At 73.5% G+C, this 24,182-nt stretch carries 19 protein-coding genes; 9 read left to right on the top strand and 10 right to left on the bottom strand.

Going from position 1 to position 24,182, the window contains the following annotated elements:
• Positions 1-44: 44 nt before the first annotated feature.
• The 7 genes from iolD to ABZT47_RS13265 form a co-directional block, all read right to left on the bottom strand.
• Entirely contained in the window at positions 45-1,886 is a 1,842-nt protein-coding gene (gene iolD, locus ABZT47_RS13295; protein WP_354840153.1) for a 3D-(3,5/4)-trihydroxycyclohexane-1,2-dione acylhydrolase (decyclizing), read from the bottom strand.
• Positions 1,883-2,755, bottom strand: a complete 873-nt coding sequence (gene iolB, locus ABZT47_RS13290; RefSeq protein WP_354840150.1) for a 5-deoxy-glucuronate isomerase — start codon at positions 2,753-2,755, stop codon at positions 1,883-1,885. The genes iolD and iolB overlap by 4 nt, the downstream gene beginning before the upstream one ends.
• Positions 2,755-3,636 carry a deoxyribose-phosphate aldolase gene (locus ABZT47_RS13285; RefSeq protein ID WP_354840148.1) on the bottom strand — a complete coding sequence of 294 codons (882 nt, stop codon included), beginning with the start codon at positions 3,634-3,636 and terminating at the stop codon, positions 2,755-2,757. Before ABZT47_RS13285 ends, iolB begins: the two co-directional genes overlap by 1 nt.
• A complete protein-coding gene (gene iolC / locus ABZT47_RS13280) occupies positions 3,629-4,612 on the bottom strand; it encodes a 5-dehydro-2-deoxygluconokinase (protein WP_354840632.1) in 984 nt (327 codons plus the stop codon). Before iolC ends, ABZT47_RS13285 begins: the two co-directional genes overlap by 8 nt.
• Positions 4,613-4,680: 68 nt before the next feature.
• Positions 4,681-5,604, bottom strand: a complete 924-nt coding sequence (locus ABZT47_RS13275) for a TIM barrel protein (protein ID WP_354840145.1) — start codon at positions 5,602-5,604, stop codon at positions 4,681-4,683.
• A complete protein-coding gene (locus tag ABZT47_RS13270) occupies positions 5,601-6,593 on the bottom strand; it encodes a Gfo/Idh/MocA family oxidoreductase (protein ID WP_354840143.1) in 993 nt (330 codons plus the stop codon). Before ABZT47_RS13270 ends, ABZT47_RS13275 begins: the two co-directional genes overlap by 4 nt.
• Positions 6,594-6,804: 211 nt before the next feature.
• Positions 6,805-7,125: a hypothetical protein gene (locus ABZT47_RS13265; protein ID WP_354840140.1), complete on the bottom strand. Its 321-nt coding sequence runs from the start codon at positions 7,123-7,125 to the stop codon at positions 6,805-6,807.
• Between the two features lie 250 nt (positions 7,126-7,375).
• Between ABZT47_RS13265 and ABZT47_RS13260 the strand changes: the two genes are divergently transcribed.
• The 5 genes from ABZT47_RS13260 to ABZT47_RS13240 all read left to right on the top strand — a co-directional run bounded on the left by ABZT47_RS13260 (position 7,376) and on the right by ABZT47_RS13240 (position 15,931).
• On the top strand, positions 7,376-9,031 hold the full coding sequence (locus tag ABZT47_RS13260; protein ID WP_354840137.1) for a fumarate hydratase: 1,656 nt from the start codon (positions 7,376-7,378) through the stop codon (positions 9,029-9,031).
• 35 nt (positions 9,032-9,066) lie between these two features.
• Positions 9,067-10,419, top strand: coding sequence for a protein kinase (locus ABZT47_RS13255; RefSeq protein ID WP_354840134.1), 1,353 nt, complete (start codon positions 9,067-9,069; stop codon positions 10,417-10,419).
• A gap of 42 nt (positions 10,420-10,461) precedes the next feature.
• Positions 10,462-13,125: a protein kinase gene (locus tag ABZT47_RS13250; protein ID WP_354840131.1), complete on the top strand. Its 2,664-nt coding sequence runs from the start codon at positions 10,462-10,464 to the stop codon at positions 13,123-13,125.
• A 15-nt stretch (positions 13,126-13,140) separates the two neighbouring features.
• Positions 13,141-14,562, top strand: a complete 1,422-nt coding sequence (locus ABZT47_RS13245) for a class II fumarate hydratase (RefSeq protein WP_354840128.1) — start codon at positions 13,141-13,143, stop codon at positions 14,560-14,562.
• Positions 14,563-14,815: 253 nt separating this feature from the next.
• Positions 14,816-15,931, top strand: a complete 1,116-nt coding sequence (locus ABZT47_RS13240) for a winged helix DNA-binding domain-containing protein (protein ID WP_354840125.1) — start codon at positions 14,816-14,818, stop codon at positions 15,929-15,931.
• A 278-nt stretch (positions 15,932-16,209) separates the two neighbouring features.
• Here the strand turns inward: ABZT47_RS13240 and ABZT47_RS13235 are convergent, their stop codons facing one another.
• A complete protein-coding gene (locus ABZT47_RS13235; RefSeq protein WP_354840122.1) occupies positions 16,210-17,076 on the bottom strand; it encodes an oxidoreductase in 867 nt (288 codons plus the stop codon).
• 229 nt (positions 17,077-17,305) lie between these two features.
• On the opposite strand from ABZT47_RS13235, the gene ABZT47_RS13230 reads away from it, so the two are divergent.
• Positions 17,306-18,178, top strand: coding sequence for a helix-turn-helix transcriptional regulator (locus ABZT47_RS13230; RefSeq protein ID WP_354840119.1), 873 nt, complete (start codon positions 17,306-17,308; stop codon positions 18,176-18,178).
• On the opposite strand, the gene ABZT47_RS13225 is transcribed toward ABZT47_RS13230, so the two are convergent.
• Positions 18,151-20,151: a glycosyltransferase family 2 protein gene (locus tag ABZT47_RS13225; protein ID WP_354840116.1), complete on the bottom strand. Its 2,001-nt coding sequence runs from the start codon at positions 20,149-20,151 to the stop codon at positions 18,151-18,153. The two genes, ABZT47_RS13230 and ABZT47_RS13225, sit on opposite strands and share 28 nt — an antisense overlap.
• 222 nt (positions 20,152-20,373) lie before the next feature.
• A complete protein-coding gene (locus ABZT47_RS13220) occupies positions 20,374-21,090 on the bottom strand; it encodes a lytic transglycosylase domain-containing protein (RefSeq protein WP_354840113.1) in 717 nt (238 codons plus the stop codon).
• Positions 21,091-21,482: 392 nt separating this feature from the next.
• Here ABZT47_RS13220 and ABZT47_RS13215 point away from each other — a divergent pair, with 392 nt between their 5' ends.
• The 3 genes from ABZT47_RS13215 to ABZT47_RS13205 are packed head-to-tail and all read left to right on the top strand — an operon-like array spanning position 21,483 to position 24,144.
• Positions 21,483-22,157, top strand: a complete 675-nt coding sequence (locus ABZT47_RS13215; protein WP_354840111.1) for a response regulator transcription factor — start codon at positions 21,483-21,485, stop codon at positions 22,155-22,157.
• Complete coding sequence (locus tag ABZT47_RS13210) at positions 22,154-23,593, top strand: HAMP domain-containing sensor histidine kinase (RefSeq protein ID WP_354840108.1); 1,440 nt, start codon at positions 22,154-22,156, stop codon at positions 23,591-23,593. Before ABZT47_RS13215 ends, ABZT47_RS13210 begins: the two co-directional genes overlap by 4 nt.
• Entirely contained in the window at positions 23,590-24,144 is a 555-nt protein-coding gene (locus tag ABZT47_RS13205) for a hypothetical protein (protein ID WP_354840105.1), read from the top strand. The genes ABZT47_RS13210 and ABZT47_RS13205 overlap by 4 nt, the downstream gene beginning before the upstream one ends.
• Positions 24,145-24,182 lie beyond the last annotated feature (38 nt).

Below are 24,182 nucleotides of genomic sequence, written 5' to 3'. Positions count from 1 at the left end.
CGCCTTCCCCCACCTGGTCGCCGGGCTCGGAGGGTGACGGAGGGTTACAGGTAGGGGCGTTGGGTGCGTTTTTGGTGTTCGTAGCGTTTGTGGAGTTCGGGGGTGGTGGAGATCTCGGCGATGGGGACGTCCCACCAGGCGGTGGTCTGCGGGGAGGGGCCGGGGACGGTCTCGACGTGGACGACGGTAGTGCCGGTCGCCTCGCGGGCCTTTGTGAGGGCGACGCGCAGCGACTCGGGGTCGGAGGCGCGAAGGACGTCCGCGCCGAGGCTGGCCGCGTTGGCCGCCAGGTCGACGGGCAGGAAGTCGCCCTCCAGCCGGCCGTCCGCCGACCGCGCCCGGTAGGCCGTGCCCAGTCGCCGCGCGCCCACCGACTCCGACAGGCCGCCGATGGAGGCGAAGCCGTGGTTGTCCACGATCACGATGACGAGCTTGACGCCCTCCTGCACGGCCGTGGCGATCTCCTGGGCCATCATGAGGTACGACCCGTCGCCGACCAGGACGAACACCTCGCGCTCCGGCGCGGCGAGCTTGACGCCGAGGCCGCCGGCGATCTCGTAGCCCATGCAGGAGTAGCCGTACTCGACGTGGTAGGCCTTCGGGTCGCGGGCCCGCCACAGTTTGTGCAGGTCGCCGGGCATGGAGCCGGCGGCGTTGACGACCACCCCGTCGGCGCCGGCGACCTGGTTGACGACGCCGAGCATGACCGGCTGGGTGAGCTCGTCGCCCGCGTACAGCTTCGTGACCTCGTCCTGCCATTCGCGCCCCAGCTCGGCGGCCCGGGACGTCCATGACGGGTCGGCCTTCCAGCCGGCGAGGTCCAGGACGGCCAGCCCTTCGCGGGCGTCGCCGACGAGCATGACGGCGGAGTGCTTGGCGGCGTCGAAGGCGGTGACGTTGAGGTTGACGAAGGGCACGTCCCCGAACAGCGTGCGCGAGGCCGTGGTGAAGTCGGTGTACCGGGTGCCGACGCCGATGACCAGGTCGGCGTCGCGGGCGATGGCGTTGGCGGCGGCCGTGCCGGTGTGCCCGATGGCGCCGAGCGCGCGCGGGTGGTCATAGGGCAGGACGCCCTTGCCGGCCTGGGTCTCCCCGACCGGGATGCCGTGCTCCTCGGCGAACCGCGCCAGCTCGTCCCACGCCTCGCTGTAGACGACGCCGCCGCCCGCGACGATGACCGGCCGCCGCGACGCCTTGATCGCCTCCACGGCGCGCTCGACGGCGGCGGAGTCGGGCAGGGGCCGGGCGACGTGCCAGACGCGCCTGCGGAACAGCTCGACCGGCCAGTCGTGGGCCTCGGCCTGGACGTCCTGTGGCAGGGCGATGGTGACGGCGCCGGTCTCGGCGGGGTCGGTGAGCACGCGCATGGCGGCCATGAGGGCGGCGGGGAGCTGCTCGGGCCGGTTGATCCGGTCGAAGAAGCGCGACACGGGCCGCAGGCAGTCGTTGACGCTGACGTCGTAGGAGCGGGGGTCTTCCAGCTCCTGCAGGACGGCGCCTGCGGCGCGGGTGGCGAAGATGTCGCCGGGCAGCAGGAGCACGGGGATGCGGTTGATCGTGGCCAGCGCGGCGCCGGTGACCATGTTGGTCGCCCCCGGGCCGATCGAGGAGGTGCAGGCGAAGGCCGACAGGCGGTTGCGCGCCTTGGCGAAGCCCACGGCCGTGTGCACCATGGCCTGCTCGTTCCTGGCCAGGTAGTAGGGCAGCGGGTCGCGCAGCCCGCCTCCCTGTTCGGCGAGGGCCTGCCCGACGCCGGCGACGTTGCCGTGGCCGAAGATGCCGAAGCAGCCCTCGATGAGCCGCTGTTCGACGCCGTCGCGCTCGCTCCACTGCTCGGCGAGGAACCGCACCAGCGCCTGGGCGACGGTGAGCCGTATCGTCGTCATGCCGGGGTCTCCGTCTCGCTCGTGCCGCCGGGGCCGTTCGCGGTGGCCGTGGTCATGGGGACGCGGGGGTCCACGGCCTGCCCCTGCCAGCCGGCGCGGATCCAGGCGTGGCGGGGGTCGTCGCAGAAGGCCATGGACCGCTCGCCGGCCGGGCCGGCCAGGACGTTCAGGTAGTACAGGTCGTAGCCGGGGGCGGCCATCGACGGGCCGTGGTAGCCGTGCGGGACGAGCACGACGTCTCCGCAGCCGACCTCGGCGAGCACGTCGATGGGCTTGCCCGGCGAGCCGTACACCCGCTGGTAGCCGGGGCCGCCCTCGAAGTAGTAGATCTCCTCCAGCACCGCCTCGCCCTCGCCGGGGGTGTCGTGTTTGTGCGGAGGGTAGGACGACCAGTTGCCCTCGGGGGTGAGGACCTCGACGGCGACGAGCTTGTCGCACTCGAACGCGTCCGGCGCGCAGAAGTTGTTGACCTGCCGGCTGGCCTGCCCGGCCCCCCGGACCTCCACCGGGACCTTGCCCGCGGGCCCGTACCGCACCGGGAGCCGCCGGGTGGCACGGGCGGACGGCAGGGCGAACCGGCCCTCCCCGGTGACGCGGACGGTCGCCTCCACGGGCACGTAGGCGAAGTCGGAGACGCCCTCGAACACCGACGGGCGGCCGTGGAGCGAAAGGCGCTCTCCGTCGCACTCGACCGTGCACGACCCGGAAAGGGGCAGGACGAGCATCTCCTCCGGGCCGGTGGCGAACTCGACGGTCTCGCCGGACAGGTTGAGCGTGCGCAACCCGGCGTAGGTCCATCCCGCGAGCTCGGGCGTCACGCGCAGCGCCCAGGGAGCGGCGGCGGTCGAGCCGGCGGGGATGTAGGACATCAGGACACCTCCAGCAGCCCGGCGGCGGTGTCGACGGCCGCCGCCACGTCGTCGTCGGGAGGGTAGAGCAGGGCGCGCCCGACCACGAGCCCCCGGACGCCGGGAAGGCGCAGCGCCTTGCCCCACGAGGAGTACACCTCGTCGGGCGCCTTGGTGGGATCGCCGCCGAGCAGCAGGGTGGGAAGGGTGGTGGCGTCCATGACCCGCTCCATGTCGGCGATCACCGGGATCTTCAGCCAGGTGTGCGCGGAGGTGGCGCCGAGCGCCTGGCCGACGTGGATGGCGTGGATCATGCCCTCCGGCGACAGGTCGTGGTGGACCACGCCCTCGTCCCGGTGGGACCAGAACGGCTCGATCATCGCCATCAGGCCCTGTCCGGCCAGGCTCGTGACGGCGCGCGCGCACGATTCGAGCGTGGCGGCGGTCTCGGGCGAGCGCAGCCCGACGCGGCACAGCATCTTGCCGCCGTCGAGCCGCATCCGCACGATCGAGTCGGTGTCGTAGGCGGTGAAGCGGTCGTCGAACTCGAAGGCGCTGCCGTGGATGCCGCCGCGGTTCATCGAGCCGATGACGACCTTGTCGTGGAGCGCGCCGAGCAGCAGCAGGTCCTCGACGATGTCGGGGGTGGCGAGCAGGCCGTCCACCCCGGGGCGGGCCAGGGCCGCGCACAGCCGATCGAGCAGGTCGACGCGGCTGGCAATGGCCATCGGGCGGCCCCGAACGCTGAGCGCGCCGCGGGCGGCGTGGTCGGCGGCGATGATGAGCAGCTGGCCGCGGTCGCGCAGCAACGGCCGGCGGCGGCGTTCGGCCGCGGCCTGCGCGATCTTCTCCGGATGCCTGGCGCGGTACTCCGCCAGGCTCCTGCGGTCCTCGTCACGCATGGGCTTCCCCCGAGAGCACGGCCTCGACCTCCTTGACTGTGGGCATGGCCGGGGCGCAGGCGAGGCGTCCGGCCACGATGGCCCCGGCCGCGTTGGCGTACCGGAGGGTCTGTTCCAGGTCACGCCCGGCGAGCAGGCCGTCGCAGAGCGCGCCGCCGAACGCGTCGCCGGCGCCGAGCCCGTTGACGACCTCGACGGGCACGGGCGGGACCTCCACGGTGCGCTCCGCCGTCATGCCGAGCACGCCGCCGGAGCCCTGCTTGACGACGGCGACCTCGACGCCCATGCCGAGCAGCGCCCTGGCGGCCTCGCGCGGCTCGCGGGCGCCGGTGGCGACCTCGCACTCCTCCAGGTTGCCCACGGCCACCGTGACGTGCCGCAACGCCTTGCGCACCCATTCTCCCGCGGCCCGCGCCGACTCCCAGAACATGGGGCGGTAGTCCAGGTCCAGGACGGTGAGCGGCGCCCGGCGGCGCGCCTCCCAGGCGGCGAAGTGGGCGCTCCTGGACGGCTCCTGGGACAGCCCGGTGACCGTCGCCCAGAACAGTCCGGCGTCCCTGACGGCGGCGAGGTCGAGCTCGCCGGCGCGGATCTCCAGGTCAGGGGCCTTGGGGAAGCGGTAGAAGTACAGCGGGAAGTCCTCCGGCGGGCGGATCTCGCAGAAGGTCACCGGCGTCGGCAGCCCGGGCACCTCGGTGACGTACCGGTCGTCCACGTCGTAGGAGCGCAGCGCGTCGTGGATGAAGGCCCCGAACGGGTCGGCCCCGGTGCGGGTGATCACCGCGGCCCTGCGGCCGAGCCGCGCGGCGGCGACCGCGACGTTGGTGGCGCTGCCGCCGAGGTACTTGCCGAAGGTCTCCACCTCGCGCAGCGACACGCCGACCTGGAGCGGGTAGATGTCGACGCCGACCCTGCCCATCGTGAGCACATCGAAGGCGTCCCCGCCGTGGGCGGTCCCGGGACGGGGTTCGCTCATGACGCTCTGGCCGATCCCGGGACGGGGGTCGCTCATGACCCTGTGACCGATCCCGGGACGGGGTTCGGTCATGAGAGCGCCGCGAGGTAGGCGAGGCTCTCGCGGACCGCGATCTCGGGGCCTTCTCCCCGCGGGGGTTCGCCGGACAGCACGACGTCCTGCTCCATGACGTACCAGCCCTGGTAGCCGGCCGCGCCGAGCCCTGCGACGATGCCGGCCACGTCCACGTCGCCGCGCCCGAGGGGGCGGTAGACGCCGGCGCGGACGGCGTCGGTGTAGGTCAGCTTTCCGGTGCGGACCTGCTCGGCGAGCGTGGCGTCCACGTCTTTGAGGTGCACGTGTGCGACCCTTGCTGCTGCCCTGGACACCAGGTCGAGCGGGTCGGTGCCCCCGATGAGAAGGTGACCGGTGTCCAGGCAGAGCGGCATCGCCGAGCCGTCGAGCACCCGGTCGACCTCGTCCCGCGTCTCGATCATGGTGCCGACGTGCGGGTGGAGCGTGACGGCACGGCCGAACGCCTCGGCCTCCGACAGCAGCCGCCCGAGATTGCCGAGCAGCGTCGCCCAGCCTTCGGCGTCCAGCGCCGGGCGTTCGTCGTAGCCGTCGGCGCCGGTGGCGGCGGCCAGGACGACGGTGTCCACGTCCCCCTCGGAGAAGGAGCGGAACATCGCCTTCGCCTCGGGCACCGGGTCATAGGCCGGGTCGTGCAGCACGACCGGGACGAAACCGCCGATGGCCCGCAGGCCGTAGGAGTCCAGCAGCGAGCGGCGGTGCCCGGGGGACGGCGGCAGGAAGCCGTCGGGCCCGAGTTCGGTGGCCGTGAAGCCGAGCGCGCGCATCTCGCCGAGGACGCGCTCGCGGTCGAGCTGGTGACCCCAGTCGGGCACCTCGCACACGCCCCAGCTGATCGGCGCTCCCGCGATGCGCAGGGCCCCGCCCTGGCCGGTCTCCGTCGTGCCGCTCACGTTCACCTCTCCGGTCGGGTCGTTCATGCCGTCACCTGGACGATCTCGGCGACGCGGACGGGACGCCCCTCGCGGCGCGACAGCTCGGCCGCCTCGGCGACGCGCAGCGCCGCGAGCGCGTCGCGGACGCCGCACAGGCTGGGCCCGCCGTCGCGCACGCTCGCCAGGAACGCGCCGATCTCGGCCACGTACGCCGGCTCGAAGCGCGCCCCGAAGTCGGGCCACGGCTCGCCGCCGGGGAAGGCGACCCCGGGCTCCGCCGAGGCGAGGGGCAGCCGCTCGTCCAGGCCGACCGAGAGGGTGCGCCGGGTGCCGGCCAGCTCCATGCGGACGTCGTACCCCGCGCCGTTGTAGCGGGAGCCCTGGAGCGTGACGAGCGTGCCGTCATCCAGGGTGAGCAGGGCGGCGCTGGTGTCCACGTCGCCCGCCTCGGCGAAGAACGCGGCGCCGCGGTTGGCGCCCGTCGCGTAGACCGACTCGACCTCGCGGCCGGTCACCCAGCGCAGGATGTCGAAGTCGTGGATGTGGCAGTCGCGGTAGATGCCGCCCGACAGCGGGATGTACTCGGCGGCCGGGGGGCGCGGGTCGGCGGTGAGCATGTGCACGCGGTGCAGGTCGCCGAGCTCGCCGCCGGCCAGCGCACGGCGGGCCTCGGCGTACCCGGCGTCGAAGCGCCGCTGGAAGCCGATGTGCACGAGCACGCCGCTGCGGTCGGCGGCGCGCAGGACGCGCGCGGTCTCCTCGATGGTGGGGGCGACGGGCTTCTCGCAGAAGACGGGGACGCCGGCCTCGCAGGCCCGCAGGATCAGCTCGGCGTGGGTGGAGGTCGGGGTGGCGACGACCACGGCGTCGGTCTGGAAGGCGTCCCCCACGAGCGCCCCGACCCGGCCGGCCACCTCCTTCGCCCTGACTTCGTCCGCGTCGGACACGATCAGCTCGTCCACCTCCGGGTGAGCGGCGAGCGTCATCGCGTGGAACGCGCCGATACGGCCAAGACCCAACAAACCCACACGCATGCTGCCTCCGGCGCTCCGATCACCTCATGACGGTTCGTCCCCAGTTCTAAGGATCAGAATGCCGCGAGTCAAGACTTTGTCCTGACATTCGGACGATCTATCCTCATGGCGGCCGGCCACCCGGAGGGGAGGCCAGCGGGGCGGACGGCCGACGGGCCCGGCAGCCCCATGGAGGAGTTCCGGGCCCGTCGCAGGGGAGGCGTGGCGCGGCTCACCACCACCGCGCCCGCCCCGGCAGGGCGTGCTTCTCGTCACGGGCGCCGGCCGGGCGCAGGTCGTCGCCGGCCAGGTCCCTGCCGGTCCATTCCGGGTGCTCGCCGCCCTCGCGGGGGCCCGCGCCCTGACCGCTCTCGATGCCCTCGCGCCGCCGCGCCTCGATCTCGCGCCGCCGGGCCCGGCCGTCGGGGGCCACCGGCCACTGGACCGGCTCGCCCCTGATGCCGCGGAGCACGATGGTGACGAGCGCGACGCCCAGGACGGCCGCGACCACCGACACGCCGAAGATGACCACCACGATGTAGCCCGGGTCCATGATTTCCCCCCGATCTCGGACACGTGCCTACGTCCATTATCGAACGCGCACTTATCGACCTTCGGAGGGTGCCCTACCGGCGGACGTCATCTCCTTCCCACGAATGCCCCAGGTGACACGGCCCGGCCACCACAGATTCCCCGCCCGGGGCCCCGGCACGGCGCGGCCCCGGGTCGGCGGGCGGCCACGGAGAGCCTTACCCTGCAACAGGACGGCGGCGAGCACGCCACACTACGGAGGAGCACGAGCGATGCCCGAGTTCGACTACACCGACCTTCTCCCGCTGGGTCCGGATGAGACGGAGTACCGTCTGATCACGGCGGAGGGGGTGCGCAAGGTCGAGGCGGCGGGCCGCACGTTCCTGGAGGTGGCCCCGGAGGCGCTCCGGCTGCTGACCGCGACCGCGATCCACGACATCTCCCACTATCTGCGCTCGTCCCACCTCGCCCAGCTCCGCAAGATCATCGATGATCCGGAGTCCAGCGGCAACGACCGCTTCGTGGCCCTCGACCTGCTGAAGAACGCGAGCATCTCGGCCGGCGGCGTGCTGCCCATGTGCCAGGACACCGGCACCGCCATCGTGATGGGCAAGCGCGGCCGCCACGTGCTGACCGACGGCGCCGACGCCGAGCACATCGCGCACGGCGTGTACGACGCCTACACCGAGCTGAACCTGCGCTACTCGCAGATGGCCCCGCTGACCATGTGGGACGAGAAGAACACCGGCAGCAACCTGCCGGCCCAGATCGAGCTGTACGCCGAGGACCCGCACGGCCACCCCGACGAGTACAAGCTGCTGTTCATGGCCAAGGGCGGCGGCAGCGCCAACAAGTCGTTCCTGTACCAGGAGACCAAGGCCGTCCTCAACGAGAAGCGGATGCTGGAGTTCCTGGAGGAGAAGATCCGCTCCCTCGGCACCGCCGCCTGCCCGCCGTACCACCTGGCCGTGGTCGTGGGCGGCACGAGCGCCGAGTACGCGCTGAAGACCGCCAAGTACGCCTCGGCCCGCTACCTGGACGCGATCCCCACCGAGGGCTCGACCTCCGGCCACGGCTTCCGCGACCTTGAGATGGAGAAGAAGGTCTTCGAGCTGACGCAGAGGCTCGGCATCGGCGCCCAGTTCGGCGGCAAGTACTTCTGCCACGACGTGCGGGTGATCCGCCTGCCCCGGCACGGCGCCTCCTGCCCGGTGGCCATCGCGGTCTCGTGCAGCGCCGACCGGCAGGCCCTGGCCAAGATCACGCCGGAGGGGGTCTTCCTGGAGAAGCTGGAGACCGACCCCGCCCGCTTCCTGCCCGACACCACCGACGAGCACCTGTCGGACGACGTGGTGCCGGTCGACCTCAACCGGCCGATGGCCGAGATCCTCGCCGAGCTGTCGCGGTACCCGGTCAAGACCCGGCTGTCCCTGACCGGCCCGCTGGTCGTGGCTCGCGACATCGCGCACGCCAAGATCGCCGAACGGCTGGACGCGGGTGAGGAGATGCCGCAGTACCTCAAGGACCACGCGGTCTACTACGCCGGACCGGCCAAGACGCCCGAGGGCTACGCCTCGGGCTCCTTCGGCCCGACGACGGCCGGCCGCATGGACTCCTACGTGGAGCGCTTCCAGGCGGCGGGCGGCTCGCTGGTCATGCTGGCCAAGGGGAACCGTTCCAAGCAGGTCACCGAGGCGTGCCGGGCGCACGGCGGCTTCTACCTCGGCTCCATCGGCGGCCCGGCGGCCCGCCTCGCGCAGGACTGCATCAAGAAGGTCGAGGTCATCGAGTATCCGGAGCTCGGCATGGAGGCCGTCTGGAAGATCGAGGTGGAGGACTTCCCCGCCTTCATCGTGGTGGACGACAAGGGTGACGACTTCTTCCAGGACACCAGTGGTCCCGTGCTCACGATCGGTCGCCGAACCTGACCAAATCTGACCGAAGATCTCAACAGCGAATCGGCATGGCCTCTACAGGCGGCGATGAACAAATCGGTAAGCTGCCACCCATGCGCGCGCCAGTCGGATACGAGCTAGCCTCGCGATACCGGCTTGTGGAGCCGGTGGGACGTGGCGGCATGGGCACGGTCTGGCGCGCCCACGATGTCCTTCTGGACCGTGACGTGGCTGTCAAGGAGGTCCGCCTCCCGCTCGTGCTGGACGAGGAGCTGCGGGCCGAGCTGTGCGCCCGCACCGAACGCGAGGGCAGGGCGACCGCCATGGTCGCCCACCCGTCGGTGATCACCGTCTTCGACGTCGTGACCGACGACGACCGGCCCTGGATCGTCATGGAGCTGCTGCGAGCGCAGTCTCTGGAGGAGATGGTCAAGGAGCAGGGGCCGCTGCCGCCGCGCCGCGTGGCCGAGATCGGCCGCCAGGTGCTCGGGGCGCTGCGCGCCGTGCACGCCAAGGGCATCCTGCACCGCGACGTCAAGCCCAGCAACGTCCTGGTCACCGAGGACCGCGCCGTACTGACGGACTTCGGCCTGGCCGCCCTCGAAGGCGACGCGTCCATCACCCAGGCCGGCATCGTGCTCGGCTCGGCCGGCTACATCGCGCCCGAGCGGGTCCTCGGCGACCGGGCCAGCCCCGCGGGCGACCTGTGGTCGCTCGGCGCCACCCTCTACACAGCCGTGGAAGGCCGGGGCCTGCACGGACGCCGCACGGCCGCCGCCGCGCTGGCCGCGCTCACCAGCGGCGAGCCGATCCCCATGGAACGCGCCGGGCCGCTCGCCCCCATCCTGAGCGGCCTGCTGCAGATCGACCCGGACGCGCGGCTCGACGGCATGCGCGCCTCGCTCATGCTGGCGCGCGTCGCCGCCGGAGGCTCGGCGGAGGAGCCGCTCGGCGGTCCCGCCCAGCGCACGGGCCGCACGCCGGTGACGTCGTCCGGCGGCCCGCAGGCGCCGCACGCCGCGATGGGCGCGCGCGACACCGTGCGGGGCGGGCGCCGGGGCGGGCCGCACGACTCCCCGAACGGCGGTCCCGGCGACGGCGACGGGTCTCGGGACGGCGGCGGCCGGGTGTCGACCTCGCCGCGCCGCACGGCGCACCGGGGCCAGCACCGCGCGGACGCCCGGCCCGAACGGGCGTTCGCCGCGCCTTCCGACAGGCCCTCCGAGAGCCCGGCCCCCGTGCCGGCGCCGCGTGGGCCGCGCAGGCCCGCCGAGGGCGTGCACCGCAAACCGGTGGACCCGGCGGCCGGTCGCCGGCGCGCTCCGGCCAACCCCGAAGTGGGCCAGATGATCCGCCAGCTGTCCGATATCGTGCGGATGGTGCTTCCCCGTCGGTTTTGGCCGAGAAATATGCGTAAGTAAGGGGAAAGCAAGGCTCAAGGCACTATCGCTATCTTCTTAGTCATGCCCGAACAGCAGATGCGGCTGCTCGCCGACCGGTATGAGTTGATCGCCGCCCTCGGGCGGGGGACGATGGGCACGGTCTGGCGGGCGCACGACCGCCTCCTCGGCCGTGACGTCGCCGTCAAGGAGATCCGGCACGACTCGGGTCTCACCAAGGAACAGCGCGAAGAGCTGCGCGAGCGCATGATCCGCGAGGGGCGCAACGCCGCCAAGATCGTGCATCCCTCGGTGGCGACCGTCCACGACGCCATCCTGGTGGACGGCAGCCCGTGGATCGTCATGGAGCTCGTCGAGGCCCGGTCGCTGGAGCAGGTGGTCGACGAGGAGGGCCCGCTGCCGCCACGGCTCGTCGCCGAGATCGGGCTCGACCTGCTCGGGGCGCTCGGCGCGGCCCACAAGCAGGGCGTCCTGCACCGCGACGTCAAGCCCAGCAACGTGCTGCTCACCGACACCGGCCGGGTCGTCCTCACCGACTTCGGCATCGCCAAGTCCGAGGGCGACAGCAACATCACCAGGACCGGCATGGTCATCGGCTCCCCCGGCTACACCGCGCCCGAGCGGGCCAGGGGCGACCACACCGGCCCCGAGTCGGACCTGTGGTCGCTGGGCGCGACGCTGTACTTCGCGGTCGAGGGACGTCCCGCGTACGAGCGCAAGTCGGTCAGCGAGACCTTGGCGGCCTTGATGACCGAGCAGGCCGACCCGCCCACGCAGGCCGGGCCGCTGCGCCCCGCGCTGGAAGGGCTGCTGGAGAAGGACCACACCAAGCGCCTCAGCTTCGACCTGGCCGTCGCCATGCTCCGCCGCGTGGCCAAGACCTCCTCCGCCCCGCGCCCCGCCGCCTCCTCCACTCCGGAGTCCGACCGGCGGGCCTCCGCCGCCGCGGGACGGGACGCCGGTCCGCGCGACTCCGCCGCCACAGGTCAGGCATCCGCCGCCGAGGGGCGGGACGCGCGGACCACCGTCCCGAAGGTCCAGGCCCCCGCCCCCGACCCGCAGACCACCGTCCCCAAGGCCCAGGCCGCCGCCGCGTCCGCCGAGGGTGAGCCGGACACCGACCAGACCATGATGGTCATCCGTCCCAAGGGCGGCCTGCGCATCCCTGGAGGCCCTGGAGGCCCTGGCGGCCCCGGCGCCCCTGGCGGCCCTGGCGGCCCTGGCGGCCCTGGACGGCCTCCCGGGACGGACGAGCCGTCCGCCGGCCCCGCGGGAGCCGCCGCGGCCGACCAGGCGACCGTGGTCAGCCCGCTTCCCCCCGCGCCCGCCGCGCCCTCCCGGACGCACGCCCCCGCGTCCCCGCCGCACGGACCCGCTTCTCCGCCGCCCGGCCCCGCGTCCGGGGGACCCGGCCGGCCGCCGGGCGCCGCGCCGGGACGGCCGGGTAGCGCCCCGGCCGGGACGCCGCCCGCCTCGCGGGCGCCGGGCGCCCGTCCCGGGCCGGGAGCGTACGCACCCGGCGAACCGGCGGCGCCGTACTCGGCCGGCATGGGCGCACCGGACGGCGCGGGCGGCCTCGGTGGCCCCGCCTGGTCAGGCGGTCCGGGTGGTCCCGGCGGTCCCGGCGGTTCGGGCGGTCCGGGCCTCATGGGCGGTCCGGGTGGTCCCGGCGGTCCCGGCGGTTCGGGCGGTCCGGGCGGTCCGGGCGGTCCGGGCCTCATGGGCGGTCCGGGCGGGACCGGTGTGCCGGGCGGCTCCCATCCGCCGGCGGGGCCGGGCGGGGCGTGGAGCGGGGACGGGGACGTCGCGACCCCGCCCAGCGGCCTCGGCACCGATCTGTTCTCCTTCCAGGGCACCGCGCCGCCGAGGGGCAGCAGCCCCGTCGGGATGATCGTCCTGGTGGTCGTCGCCCTGCTCGGCCTGGCCACCATCGTCATGCTCGTCGCCTCGGCGGTCTCCGGCGGCGGTTCGCCGTCGCGCCCCGGCGGCGCGAAGGAGCCCGCCGGAGCCGGTTCCGTGCGGGCGCCCGCCACCGCCGTCGATGCCCGCGCGAGCACGACGCTCGGTCCAGGAGGCGGCGCCGACCTCAGTACCCGGGACGGCGCCTCCCCGGCCGCGGCGGACGGCACGACTCCCGGGACGGGTGACAGCGCGTCCCCGGGGACGGGTGACAGCGCGTCCTCGGGGACGGCGGGCGGCGCGACTCCCGGGGCGGCGGAGGAGGTGTCGTCGGCCGCCGGGGAGGGCGCCGCACCGGCGCCGGGGATGCGCCGCTACATGGACAGGTCCGGCTTCGCCATCGACGTGCCGGCCCCCCTGCGGGCCGTGGCCAAGGGCTCCGGAGTCGCCTTCGCCGCCCCCGGGGACGCGCGCGCGGTCCGCGTCGCCCGGTCGGCGGACGGCTCCGCCGACGTGCTGAACTCCGCCAAGGCCGCCCAGGCCCGGGCGCTCGCGGCCGGCACCTACCCCGGGTACGCGCTCATCCGCCTGGCCGCGACCCGCCCCGCGCCGTACACGGGGACGGACGTGGCCGACTGGGAGTTCCGCTACACCTCGGCCACGGGCTCGACGCGCGTGCTGTCGCGCTGGGTGTCGGTGCCGGGCGGCTCGCTGTACGCGATCTCCTGGTCGGCGCCCGACGCGCGCTGGCAGGCACAGCATGCCCAGCGCGACGCCGTGCTCTCTTCGTTCCGACCGGCCCGCGAGGACACGCCCGGGGGTTCGTAGAGCAAGACTGGGGTCATGGAGGATTTCCGGATCGAACATGACTCGATGGGCGAAGTGCAAGTCCCGGCCGCGGCCAAGTGGCGGGCGCAGACGCAACGGGCGGTGGAGAACTTCCCGATATCCGGGCGCGGCCTCGAGCCCGCCCACATCGCGGCGCTCGGACTGATCAAGGCCGTGGCCGCCGAGGTGAACGGCGAGCTGGGCGTCCTCACGCCCGACATGGCCGAGGCGATCTCCGAGGCGGCCACCGACGTCGCCGAGGGCGAGTGGAACGACGAGTTCCCGATCGACGTCTTCCAGACCGGGTCGGGCACCTCGTCCAACATGAACGCCAACGAGGTGATCGCCACCCTCGCCGAGAAGCGCCTGGGCCGGCCGGTGCACCCGAACGACCACGTCAACGCCTCCCAGTCGTCCAACGACGTGTTCCCCTCGTCCATCCACGTGGCGGCGACGGTGGACGTGGTCTACGAGCTGATGCCCGCGCTGGACCATCTGGCCGTCGCGTTGCGCCAGAAGGCCGAGGTGTTCGGCACGACGGTGAAGGCCGGGCGCACCCATCTGATGGACGCCACGCCCGTGACGCTCGGCCAGGAGTTCGGCGGGTACGCGACGCAGATCGAGAACGGCATCGCGCGGCTGCGGGCGACGCTGCCGCGCGTCGCCGAGCTGCCCCTGGGCGGGACGGCGGTCGGGACGGGCATCAACACCCCGCCCGGCTTCGCCGCCAAGGTGATCGAGAAGCTGCGGGAGGCCACGGAGCTGCCGTTCACCGAGGCGCGCGACCACTTTGAGGCGCAGGGCGCCCGTGACGCCCTTGTCGAGCTGTCCGGGCAGCTCAAGGTGATCGCGGTGTCCCTCACCAAGATCGCCAACGACCTGCGCTGGATGGGCTCGGGGCCGAGGGCGGGGCTGGGCGAGGTCAACCTGCCGGACCTCCAGCCGGGCTCGTCGATCATGCCAGGCAAGGTCAACCCGGTGATCCCCGAGGCGGTGTGCATGGTGGCGGCCCAGGTCATCGGCAACGACACCGCCGTGACCTTCGCCGGGGCCTCGGGCAACTTCGAGCTCAACGTGATGATGCCGGTGATCGCGCGCAACGTGCTGGAGTCCACGCGGCTGCTCGCCAGCGTGTCCCGGCTGCTCGCCGACCGCTGCGTCCACCGGCTCACCGCCAACCCCGAGCGGCTTCGCGAGTACGCCGAGTCCTCGCCGTCCATCGTCACCCCGCTCAACCGCCACCTGGGGTACGAGGAGGCGGCGAGCATCGCCAAGCAGTCGCTCAAGGAGCGCAGGACCATCCGTGAGGTCGTGATCGAACGCGGCCACGTGGCCTCGGGCAAGCTGACCGAGGAGGCCCTCGACGCCGCCCTCGACGTCCTGGCCATGACCCGCCCGCCCCGGCCCACCACCCCCGAGGACCCCGGCCCGTCCTGACCCGCGAACCGCCCAAGACGCCCTACCGTCGTGACCGCGAATCGGGCGGCCGTACCGTCGCGACCAGCGAGCTGAGGTGCCGTGCCGTCGTGACCCGCGAGCATCCCGGGGCGCCGTTCCGGTCCCCGGGGCGCCACCGCGCCAGAGGGCCCCGGGTTTGTCGGTGGGGGTGGTTAGGGTGCGGGGTGTGGACGGGCGGCAGGGGCCGGCCGGCCGCGTCGCCGGGGAGGCGGGCGGCACGAGGAGGTCGGTCATGACAGTGCTGGACACCAGGGCGCTCAACCGCGCCACGCTCGAACGGCAGCTGCTGCTGCGCCGGGCCTCACTGACCGCGCTCGAGGCCGTCGAGCGCCTGGTCGGCATGCAGGCTCAGGCACCGTTCCCGCCGTACACCGGGCTGTGGACCCGCCTTTCCGGCTTCCAGCCCGACGAGCTGTCCAAGCTGCTCATCGACCGCGGCGTCGTGCGCCTCGCGCTCATGCGCAGCACGGTCCACCTGGTCAGCGCGGCCGACTGCCTGGCCCTGCGCCCGGTGCTCCAGCCCATGCTCGAACGCACCCTGCGCGCGGCCTACGCCGGGCAGCTCGCCGCCCTCGACGTCGAGGAGGTCGTCGCCTTCGGACGTGCCCTGGTCGAGGAGCGGCCGCGCGACACCGGCGAGCTCGGCCGCCTGCTCATGGAGCGGTGGCCCGGCCTCGACCGCCAGGCGCTGCTCAACATCGTCCGCACCTACCTGCCGCTCGTGCAGGTGCCGCCCCGCGCCGTCTGGGGCAAGAGCGGCCGGCCGACGGTCACCACGGCCGAGTCCTGGCTCGGCCGGCCGATGGCGTCGTCGGCGGCTCCCGACGCGATGGTCCTGCGCTACCTTTCGGCCTTCGGGCCGGCGACGGTGGCCGACGTGCAGAAGTGGTCGGGCCTCACCCGCCTGCAGGAGGTCGTCGAACGGCTGAGGCCCGCCCTGCGGGTGTTCCGCGACGAGCGCGGGGCCACGCTGTACGACCTGCCGGACGCCCCCCGCCCCGATCCCGGGGTCCCCGCGCCGGTGCGGTTCCTGCCCGAGTTCGACAACCTGCTGCTGTCCTACGCCGACGGCTCCCGGGTCGTGGCGGCCGAGCACCGTCCCGCGCTGTTCACGGTCAACGGCATCATCCGGGCGAGCGTCCTGGTCGACGGCGTGGCACGGGCCTCCTGGAAGATCACCGAGTCCAGGGCCGGCAAGGGCGCGAGGGGCATGGCCCGGCTGGTCGTCCAGCCGTTCACCCGGCTGTCCGCCGGCGAGGTCTCCGCCGTCCAGGACGAGGGCGCCCGGCTGCTCGCCTTCTCCGCCCCCGACGCCCCGCACGAGATCGAACTCGCCCCACCCCCGTGACCGCCCAGGACGTGGGGCCCCCGCGCACCGCCCGCCCCCGGCCCTGCCGTCTGGTCGGGCGGGAGCGTTCAGGACGTCAGAGGGCGCCGGGCGGCGGCGTTCCCTGCATCTGGTCAGACCCTGTCCAGGACCTCGGAGGGTGCCGGGCTGCGGCTCCCCTACATCTGATCAGACCCTGTTCAGAACGTCGGAGGGTGCCTGGCTGCGGCGTTCCGCGTAGGTGATCAAACTCTGCCCAGCACGTGGGAGCGGGGCCGGGCGGCGTCGCGGGGGCCGGGTCAGGCTCCGATGGCGTCGAGGGCGGTGAGGGTGTCTTCAGTGAGGACGAGGTCGGCGGCGGCGATGTTCTCGCGCAGGTGGTCCGGTGAGGACGTCCCGGGGATCACCGTCATGGTGGCCGAGCGCCGCAGCAGCCAGGCGAGCGCCACCTGCTGGGGCGTCGCGCCGATCCGCGCGGCCACCTGGTCCAGGGCATCCGACTGCAGGGGCGTGAACCCGCCGAGCGGGAAGAACGGCTGGAAGGCGATGCCCTCCCGCGCGCACCGGTCCACCAGCGCGTCGTCGCCGCGCTGGGCGATGTTGTAGAGGTTCTGCACGGTCACCACCGGGGCGACGCCCTGCGCCTCGGTGAGCTGGGCCGAGGTGACGCCGCTCACGCCGAGATGCCTGATCAGGCCCTGCCGCCGCAGCTCGGCGAGTACGCCGAACGACTCGGCCAGCGGCTCCTCGGTGGGCTCGGTGTGGCCGCCGACGCGCAGGTTGACCACGTCGAGCGCCTCGACGCCGAGGTGGGTGAGGTTGGCGTGCACCTGGTCGACGAGGTCCTGCCGCGAGCGGGCCATGATCCACGACCCGTCGCCGCCTCGGGTGGCGCCCACCTTGGTGACGATCCTGAGGTCGTCCGGATAGGGGTGCAGGGCCTGCCTGATCAGCTCGTTGACGACGGCGGGGCCGTAGAAGTCGGCGGTGTCGATGTGGGTGACGCCGAGCCGTACGGCCTCGCGGAGCACCGCCACGGCCTGGTCGCGGTCCTTCGGCGGGCCGAACACCCCGGGTCCGGCCAGCTGCATCGCGCCGTAGCCCATCCGGCTCAGTGTGAGGTCCTCGGCGAGGGTCAGGCTGCCGCCGGGAGTCGTGGTGGTCATGATGTCGTCTTCTTTCCTCAGGTCTCCTTGGAACCGCCGCCGCGCGGGGCGCGGTCGGGGCCGGCCCGGCCCGAGTGGGCGGGGGGCGGGCCGACGGGTGGGGCCTCGCCGAGAGGCGGCGGCCCACGGCACGAGTCTGGGTGACAAGTCGGGAGTCAGAGGATGCCGCGCGGTTCCTGGGACTCGCAGGGACAGCCTAATTTCGTCCAGGACTCGTAGGATTTGTGCCGTGGACAGCAAAAACGCGCTCGGCGAGTACCTCCGTGCGCGTCGTGAACTGGTGCGTCCCGAGGACGTCGGCCTGGTGCCCGGCGGTCGCCGGCGGGTGCCCGGCCTGCGGCGCGAAGAGCTCGCCCTTCTCTCCGGGATCAGCTCCGACTACTACCTGCGCCTGGAGCAGGGCAGAGATCAGTGTCCCTCCGCCCAGGTGGTGGACGCCCTCGCTTCGGCGCTGCGGCTCGACGCGGACGGCGCCGCCTACCTGCACGAGCTGGCGCGGCCCCGCAAGCGACGCGCCCCCCGCACCCCTCCTGAGCGGGTGCCCGCGGGCGTCGCCATGCTGCTCGGCTCCCTGACCATGCCGGCGTTCGTGCAGGGCAGGTACATGGACGTGCTGGCCGCCAACCCGATCGCCCAGGCGCTCTCGCCGAACTTCCGGCCGGGCGTCAACGTGTTGCGGGCGCTCTTCCTCGACCCGGCCGACCGCGAGCTGCACCAGGACTGGGAGCGGGCGACGAAGGCCGTCGTGGCCGGGCTGCGCGCGAGCGCCGGTCCCGACGCGGCCGGTGATCCGCGACTGGAGTCGCTGGTGGGCGAGCTGTCGCTGCGCAGTGAGCGCTTCCGCAAGCTGTGGGCGCGGCACGACGTCGAGCGCCGGGCCGGCGGCACGAGTCACATGCTGCATCCGCTGGTGGGCACGCTGCACCTGCGGCGCGAGAAGCTGGCGCTCAACGGCGTGGACGGCCAGCTCCTGGTGGTCTACCACGCCGAGCCGGGGTCGGAGTCCGCCCAGGCGCTGGCGCTGCTCGGCTCCTACGCCGCCACCACAGAGGCCGGTGACCCCGGCTCGCCGCTCTACTCCTCCGGGGCGGAGGGCAGGTAGCGCTGCTGGACGGCGTGGGCCATGCGGAGCAGGTACCTGCCGCCGGGCAGGCGCGTGAGGGTCCTGGCCAGCGACGAGCGCTTCGGGAGCAGCCTTCCGGGTTCCGCGCCGGCCTCGACGCGCACCCGGCCTCCTCTGGCCATCTCCAGGACGAACCGCAGGTCGGCCTCCTTGCCGTCGACGCGCAGGCGCGGCGCCCACACCCCCGGCCCGATGTGCCCCTCGCCCGCGAACCGGCGCGTGGCGACCTTGGCGACGAGCTGCCCCGGGTAGCGTCCGGGCACTCCGGGCTCGACCAGCGCCGGCACGCTGACGACGCGTCCGCGGTTGACCAGGTGGCGCAGCACCAGTTCGGCCGGCGGGCCGCCGCTCGGCGGGACGTACGGGACGGGCAGGACGACGAAGACGCTCCCGTCCCGGTGGGTGACCGCGGCCGCCGGCGAGACGAGCACGATCGACTCGGCGAAGGATCTGGGCTCGACGCAGACGCTGAGCTCGCGCTGCTCCGACCAGCAGGGGATGACCAGCCTGCTCGGACGCCCGGCCAGGACGCCGACGCAGCTGAGCTGGGCGCCGCGGTGCCCGGCGACCCGGGTGCGGGCATGGTCGACGCCGGTGTGCATGCGGACGTGCACCTCCCACTCGCCGGGGCGCAGCGGGCGGCCGAGCGCGGCGGTGCCCACGTCCATCCGGGCCCGTCCGACGGCCCACAGGCGCACCCGGTCACCCTCCTGGGACCGGCACATCTCGCCGGACACCGGCAGGAAGAAGATCAGCCCGTGGTCGGCGTGACGGACGTAGACCTCCATGCGGGCCCGTTCCACCGACTCGGTGACGTCGGCCAGCCGCGGCGGGAGGGTGAACCCGTCCAGCGGCGGCGTCCACAGCAGCCGGTCGCCGTCCGCGCGGAAGGCGATGGGCGTCCCCGCGGCGTCGACGATCTCCACGGCCAGGTCGAGCAGCAGGACGTCGTCGTCCCAGCGCACCTCGCGTAGCTCGGCGCGCAGGGAGATGCCCCTGGAAGCCTCGCTGAGGGCCACCAGGCGCCTGAGTTCACCACTTCTGAGCAGAACCGCCCGCGCGCGCAGATGGACCGGCAGACCGGCGTCCAGCGCCTCGGGGAAGCGTTCGCGGGTCAGGTCGCGCAGCGCGGCGAACAGCGCCGAGCGCTGGTCGGGCCGCGCGGACAGCAGCCGGCGTCCGCCGAGCGGGCGCAGCACGGCCGTGCGGAACAGGTGGGCGTACAGGCGCTCCCGCTGCTCCCCCGGGTCGCTGTGGGCGTCGGCGACGGCCAGGACCGCGCGGACGCCCTCGACGAGCGCCGCCGGGTCGGCCGGGCGCTCGGGCTCGGCGCCCAGGTGGCAGCAGACCTGGTCGGCGAGGATGGTGATGACCTTGGCGGTGAGGTAGGCCGCAAGGACGAACGCCTGCTCCGACAGCTCCGGGTCGACGTCGGCGAAGCGGATCTCGCGGGTGTCCAGGAAGCTCCTGCGGAACAGTTTGTGCGCCGTCGGCAGGGCGAGCAGGCGGTCGCGCAGCACGTCGGCGCGTTCGCGGTTGCGGGAGAAGGCCCGCGGCGGCGGGTTGTCGCCCTGGACGAGCCGGCCGATCAGCACGTCGGCGTCGGTCTCGGCGGCCATGCGGTACATGGCCTCCAGCGCCACCCGCTCGAGGCGGTCGCGCTGGCCGAGCAGGTAGACGTACTCGCCGCGCGCCACGGCCAGTCCGACGTTGCGCCCGCGCACGGGCGAGCCGGTGTGTTCGAGGTGCAGCACCCGGACGTTGGGCCGCACGGCCGCGACGGCGTCGAGGCGCTCGCGCGTGCCGTCGTCCGACCTGTCGTCCGCGAAGATCACTTCGTACTCGTCCGACGGCATCGTCTGCTCCAGCAGCGAACGCACGCACGCGTCGAACGCGTCATCGTCCGGGCCTGGCTCCGCTACCGGCACCACCACGCTGACCTTCACACCCATGCGGCCAGCGTGCCGCCGCGCATCGCCCGCGCACCCCCAGGCTTGCCGAAACCTCGAACAACCCTGACTAAGAGTTCGCGCGGATCATGACCGGCGCACCGGGCGTGGCGCCCGGCCGCGGGCGGGACCGGCTCGGCGGACGGACCGCGGGACGGCCGGCCGGTATCGGCTCAGCTCGACCGACGGGAGTGGATCGGGTGCGGCGGACGGACCGCGAGGCGATCAGTACCAGCCGGTGGCCTGGGAGTGCGCCCAGGCGCCGCAGGGGGTCTTGTAGCGGGCGGCGATGTAGCCCAGGCCCCACTTGATCTGGGTGGCGGCGTTGACCTGCCAGTCGCCGCCGGCGCTGGCCATCTTGCTGCCGGGCAGCGCCTGGGGGATGCCGTAGGCGCCGCTGCTGCGGTTCATGGCCCGCTCGTTCCAGTGGCTCTCGCGGTCCCAGAGCTTCTCCAGGCAGCCCCACTCGCCGGCCCAGCCGCGCGCGGCGGCCAGTTCCTGGCCGAGCGCCTTGTTGCTGCCGGGGTTGGGCTGGGAACCGGGCGGGAAGGCGTGCGCGGCGAAGCCTCCGCCGCCGGGCGCGGACTTGACGATCTTCACCGAGTCCCACTTGGGCGCCGACTTGTTGCGGGCGGCCTTGATGTCGCGCTCGCGCTGCGCCTGGGCGGCGACGGCCTTGAGGGCGTCGGCCTCGGCGTCCGGCGCGAAGGGGTCGGACATGCGGGTGAGCTCGTTCAGGCTGAGCGGGGTCGCGGGGGTGGCGGCGTTCTCGCGCATCGTCTGCACGGTGAAGACCCCGAGCGCGGCGACCACGGCGAAGGAGAGGCCGATGACCACGACGCGCTTCGGGGTGAACCATGACTTGCGCGCGGGCCGCTGTTCGACACGGCCACGTGGCGGCGCGGCGTCGTCGTCGTCCCGCCTGCTTCGCCTGTCTCTCACCTGCTGACCAGAGCTCACGGCCTATGAGCTTGCCGTGAGTTGGGGGGTGGTCCGCAACCCAAACGTAAAAGTTATTTGACGGTTACGTGGCTAACCGGCGAGTAACGTGCGGTTTCCCCGGCCGATGTGATTTTCGTCACACGGCACCGCCGGCCCGCCCTCCAGACCCCCGATCCGGAGGGCGGCGGGGCGATCGTCCGCCCCGGAGGCGCGTCCGCGCGGGCGGACCGGATGCCCGGCCCGCACCGTGCCCGCCCTCGGCGCGCGGGCGCGCGAGACGGGACGGCCGCGGACGCCTTCAGCGTGACGGCTTACTGTCGGGTTCCCATGCGGGCCATGTCACAGTTCTGTGACACCTAAGGAGGTAACCGGGTTTCGGCCATAATGTGCTGATGGCCGGCATCCTCCTCGTCGAAGACGACCCCTCGGTCCGGACGGGCCTCGAGCTGGCCCTGACCCGCCAGGGGCACTCCGTGACCGCGTACGCGACCGGCGAGGAGGCCCTGGACCACGTGCGCGCCCGCAGACCCGAGATCGTGATCCTCGACGTCATGCTGCCGGGCATCGACGGAGTCGAGGTGTGCCGCCGCATCCGCAGGCTGGACTCCCTGCCCATCATCCTGCTCACGGCGCGCGGGGACGATCTGGACGTGGTCGTCGGGCTGGAGGCCGGCGCCGACGACTACGTCGTCAAGCCGGTGGAGCCGCGGGTGCTGGACGCCCGCATCCGGGCGGTGCTGCGCCGCCTGGAGTCGGCCTCCGCCGACCGCATCAGCTTCGGCGACCTGGTGGTGGACCGGGGGGCGCTCAAGGTGACCCTGGGGGGACGCGAGGTCCACCTCACCCCCACCGAGCTGCGGTTGCTGCTGGAGCTCGTGCGGCACCCCGGGCAGGTGCTCAACCGCCGCTACCTGCTGCGCGCGGTCTGGGACCACAACCACGTCGCCGACTCCCGGCTGGTGGACGCCTGCGTCCAGCGCATCCGCGCGAAGATCGAGCCCGTTCCCGCCGAACCCGTCTACATCCACACGGTGCGCGGTTTCGGCTACCGGTTCAGCCCGCCGTGAGTCTCGTCCTGCGGCGTCCCACCGGGCTGCGCGGCCGGCTGGTCATCACCTTCGTCCTGGTCGCGGTGACCGCCTCCGCCCTGGTGGCGGGGATCGGCTACCAGCTCGTCCGCCGGGCGCTGCTGGACCGCGCCGAGACCGGCGCCGTCGTGGACGTCCGCGACGTCCTGCAGCGCATCGCGCTGCCGCTCGGCACCAGTGACCTGCTGTGGCCCACCGACGCGGTGGTGACCGACAGCGACCTGACCAACCTGGCCGAGTCCCTCGGCGGGCCGGACCGTCAGGTGATCCTCAAGTACGGCGAGCAGGAACGGCTGAGCACCGGCACGACTTTCGGGCTGGACGACGTCCCGGCGGAGCTGCGCCACCAGGCCGCCGAGCGCATGGTCCGCCAGCGGCTGCTGATCAAGGACGACCCGTGGCTGCTGATCGGCACCCAGGTGCACCGGCGGACCCGCACCGGCGCGGTGCGCCCCACCGGCATGACGATCTACGTGTTCGTGTCGCTGAAGGAGGAGGAGGGCGTCCTGGCACGGCTGCGCACCGCGCTCGGCCAGGCGTCGGGGATCACGCTGGCGGTCGCGCTCACCGTCGCGCTGGTGTCCGCCCGCAGCGTCCTGCGGCCGGTGCGCAGGCTGGGCGACGCGGCCCGCGCCCTCGGCGCCGGACGCCTGGACACCCGCCTGCCCGTGCACGGCCGCGACGAGCTGGCCGGGCTCACCGCGACGTTCAACGACGCCGCAGGCGCCCTGGAGCAGACGGTGTCCGAGCTGCGCGCCCTGGAGGCCATGTCCCGGCGGTTCGTCGCCGACGTCTCCCACGAGCTGCGCACGCCCCTGACCGCGATGACCGCCGTGACCGACATGCTCACCGAGGAGGCCGCGAACCTGCCGCCCGACGCGGGCAAGGCCGTGGACCTGGTGGTCCGCGAGATCAACCGGCTCAGGGTGCTGGTGGAGCACCTGATCGAGGCCAGCCGGTTCGACTCGGGCGCGGCCGTGCTGACCAGGGAGAACGTCGACGTCGGCATGGCGCTCGCCGACTGCCTGGAGATCAGGGGCTGGACAGGGCGGGTGCGCCTGGACGTGCCGCGCGGCCTGTCGTTCTCGCTGGACCCCCGGCGGTTCGACGTGATCGTGGCCAACCTGATGGGCAACGCCCTGCTCCACGGCGCTCCTCCGGTGAGCGTCGCCGCGCGCGTGCTGCGCAGCGGCCTTGAGGTGAAGGTGCGCGACCGGGGCAAGGGCATCCCGCGTCAGGACCTCCCGCACGTCTTCGACCGCTTCTACAAGGTGGGCGCGGGGCGGGCGCGCAGCGAGGGCAGCGGGCTGGGCCTGGCCATCGCCAAGGCCAACGCCGAGCTGCACGGCGGGACGATCAGGGTGGAGCTGTGCGACCCGGGCACGCAGTTCACGGTCTGGATCCCCTCCTCATGAGAGTGCGCCGGAGGATCGCGGCGGCGGCGCTCGGTGCGCTGCTGGCCGGGACGGCGGCCTGCGGGGTGGACCCGACGGGGGTGGTCGACGCCGGCCCGGCCCCGGTGATCAGCGCCAAGGGCGCGATCGCGAACGTCTACCTGCTGCGGGACGGGCGGCTGGCCGCCAAGCAGGTGTCCACGGCCTCCAACGCCGCCGAGGACGTGATCAGGGCGCTGTTCGAGGTGAGCAAGCGGTCGGGGGACGGCCTGGGGTCGGCGTTGTCGTCCTTCACGGTCGAGCAGAGCGTGCTCGGCCGGTACGGGGTGGACAGCGGCGTGCGCAACGACCCGGAGAACCCGGTGGGCCTGCGGCTGCACGTGATCGTCAACGGGCCCGGCCGGCTCGGCAGGACGGCGATGGCCCAGATCACCTGCACCGCGCGGCTGCGCGAGGAGATCTGGGCCGTGAAGATCACCCAGACGACGCCCAAGGGGCCGCTGGCGCTGGGCGAGCACACCTGCCGCGAGTACCACGACCTGGCCGCGCCCGGCGTCAACCTGCCCCCGTGACCGCCCGCCGGCGAACCGCGGGCGGGCGGAGACGGGCG

The sequence above is a fragment of the Sphaerisporangium sp. NPDC005289 genome, assembly GCF_040607455.1.
Classification (GTDB): domain Bacteria; phylum Actinomycetota; class Actinomycetes; order Streptosporangiales; family Streptosporangiaceae; genus Sphaerisporangium; species Sphaerisporangium rhizosphaerae.
This window is presented reverse-complemented; position numbering and strand designations above follow the sequence as displayed.